The sequence below is a fragment of the Halochromatium sp. genome (assembly GCF_054919635.1).
This window is the reverse complement of sequence record NZ_JBUDPI010000452.1, coordinates 1-2,606: the sequence shown is the minus strand read 5'-3', so window position 1 is coordinate 2,606 and position 2,606 is coordinate 1. Positions and strand designations below refer to the sequence as shown.

3 protein-coding genes are annotated in these 2,606 nt (G+C 65.6%); 2 read left to right on the top strand and 1 reads right to left on the bottom strand.

The features are described 5' to 3' along the window. Window positions 1-187 precede the first annotated feature (187 nt). Both ACY693_RS18140 and ACY693_RS18135 read left to right on the top strand, forming a co-directional pair. Window positions 188-1,654 carry an MBL fold metallo-hydrolase RNA specificity domain-containing protein gene (locus ACY693_RS18140; RefSeq protein ID WP_462323213.1) on the top strand — a complete coding sequence of 489 codons (1,467 nt, stop codon included), beginning with the start codon at window positions 188-190 and terminating at the stop codon, window positions 1,652-1,654. Between the two features lie 183 nt (window positions 1,655-1,837). Continuing rightward, window positions 1,838-2,194: a DUF1640 domain-containing protein gene (locus ACY693_RS18135; protein WP_462323212.1), complete on the top strand. Its 357-nt coding sequence runs from the start codon at window positions 1,838-1,840 to the stop codon at window positions 2,192-2,194. A 104-nt stretch (window positions 2,195-2,298) separates the two neighbouring features. Here ACY693_RS18135 and ACY693_RS18130 read toward each other — a convergent pair. Next, the coding region (locus ACY693_RS18130; protein WP_462323211.1) for a tripartite tricarboxylate transporter permease at window positions 2,299-2,606 on the bottom strand (308 nt) is incomplete at its 5' end.

The following is a 2,606-nucleotide window of genomic DNA, read 5'->3' as shown; positions in this document are numbered from 1 at the left end:
CCAACGACCCCCACCATGTCAAGGTGGTGCTCTAACCAGCTGAGCTACGCGCCTGTCGAAGCCGGCCATTATAAGTCGTCATCACAGCGAGTCAATCACTTTTCGAATGCTCAGTCGCTCAGCGCCGAATCCGCGCCAGCAGCCTCAGCAGCGAAATCGATACCTTGTTTAATGAGAGGCCTTGCGGATGGACATTCTCCACCATGGCGCCATCGACGGTGTTACTGGCTCCTGCCATGAGCTGCGACTCGCCGACGGGCGCTCGCTGCTGATCGACTGCGGGCTGTTTCAGGGCAGCGAGGCTGGGCCCGATGGCGCCGGCTCCGAACGCTTGACGATCGGCTTTCCGGTCGAACCGATCAAGGCGCTGGTCATCACCCATGTGCACATCGACCACGTCGGGCGACTGCCCTATCTGCTCGCCGCCGGCTACCGCGGCCCCATCCTCTGCAGCCCGGCCTCGGCCGAGCTACTGCCATTGGTGCTGGAAGACGCCCTCAAGGTCGGCTTCACCCGCAACCGGCGCCTGATCGAGCAGGTGCTGAACGAGCTGGGCCGGCGCCTGATCGCACTGCCCTATGATCACTGGCACCCGGTCTGCGACGGACTGCAGGTGCGCCTGCAGCCGGCCGGGCACATCCTCGGCTCTGCCTATGTGGAGTGCGCCGTCGCTGGCGCGCCCGGTGGCGATGGCGCTGCGGCTGCTGTGAGCACAGCCGCTGCCGTTAGCGCTGGTTCGGGTCGCGCTGCGAACCTGGACAGCCAGACGGACAGGCGCATCATCTTCTCCGGCGACCTCGGCGCCACCAACACCCCGCTACTGCCGGCGCCGCACCCGCCCGAGCGCGCCGAGGTGCTCGTGCTCGAGAGCACCTATGGCGATCGGCGCCACGAGGGTCGCGCCGAGCGCATCGATCAGCTGCGCGCCGCCGTCGAGCATGCCCTGCAGGATGGCGGCACCGTCCTGATTCCGGCGTTCAGCATCGGACGCACCCAAGAACTGCTGTATGAGCTGGAAGAACTGCTGCATACGCATGGCAGCGCCTCGGGCCACAAGCACGCGCCCTGGCGCGATCTGCAGATCGTGCTCGACTCCCCGCTCGCGGCCGACTTCACCGCCGGCTATCGGCGCCTGCACGCAGCCTGGGATGCCGAGGCCCAGCAGCGCCTGGGTGCCGGACGCCATCCGCTGGCGTTCGAGCAGTTGGTGACGGTTGACAGCCACGCCGACCATGAGCGCATGGTCAATTACCTCGCGCACAGTGGCCATCCCGCGGTGGTGATCGCCGCCAGCGGCATGTGCACCGGCGGCCGGGTGATAAACTACCTCAAGGCCATGCTCGCTGATTCCCGCCACGACATCCTGTTCGTCGGCTATCAAGCTGCCGGCACCCCCGGACGCGACATCCAGCGCTATGGTCCTCGCGGCGGTTACGTGCAGCTCGACGGGCGGCGCTACCCTATCCGCGCCCAGGTGCGCACCCTCAGCGGCTACTCCGCGCACGCCGACCAGCAGGACCTGATCGACTTCGTCAACGGCATCCCAACCTCGCCGCGCCACATCGACTTGGTCCATGGCGATGCCGACGCCAAGGTGACGCTCGCCGAGCGCCTGCGTGCAACGCTGCCGCAGACTGAGGTGGTGATTCCCTAGGTTCCAGCAGCCACCTGCTTGTGCAAGACAGGTGCGTCGCCCGCAAGCGGGTTCCTACAAGGCATCGGGGCACCTATTGCAGTCGCGCCGTAAGGCTCGATACTGGGTTTGTGTGCGCTGGACCGGTGCTATAGTGCAGCGCAGATGCCTCAGGCCCATTGCCGGAGCACCAGGGAGCCGTTGATGAGCGCCGCTTTTGAGCTTTACACCAAGCTGAAACAAACCTCCAACGACGACGAGCGCGCCGAGGTGATTGCGCAGGCCTTCGATGCGCTCGAAGCGCGCTTCCCGCAGATCAGCGATTTGGCCACTCAGGGCCATGTGCGCGAGACCGAGCTGCGCCTGCAGAAAGAGATCAAGGAGGTCGACGCGCGCCTGCAGAAAGAGATCAAGGAGGTCGAGGCGCGCCTGCAGGAGCGCCTCAGTCAGCTCGAGGTGAGCCTCCACCAGGCGCTTGCCGCACAAACCCGTTGGCTGATCGGTGGCTTGGCCATCCTAGGCGTGGTACTGAAGCTCGCCGATCTTTTGATTGCCCCCTGACGCATCAGCGCCGATTGCCGATTCCTCTTCCACCCGACTGCGCTGACTCGCAGCGGCGCGCGGCAGAATGCTGTCAGGCCCCTGTTGTCGAACCTGCGGCCTCACTACCGCCGCTGCTCAAACCCCCGCACCAGGGCATCGAATGGCATCGGCTCGGCGAAATAGTACCCCTGAACCAGCATCAAGCCCGCTTCCTCGACAGCCAAAACGGCGTTAGTTATCTGCAAGAGGCCGGCAATCGCCTGAAACGCATACCCTCCCAGCGGCGCGGCGACGAGGAAGATGCAAAGACTGATCACGCCGCCTGTCACGCTCGAGAACGCGGCTAATCCGAGGGCGCGGCCGGCCTCTCCGCGCTTGGCCATCGGGTAGCCGTCGAAGCTGGTCGCCACCGTCCCGGCGACACCCGGCG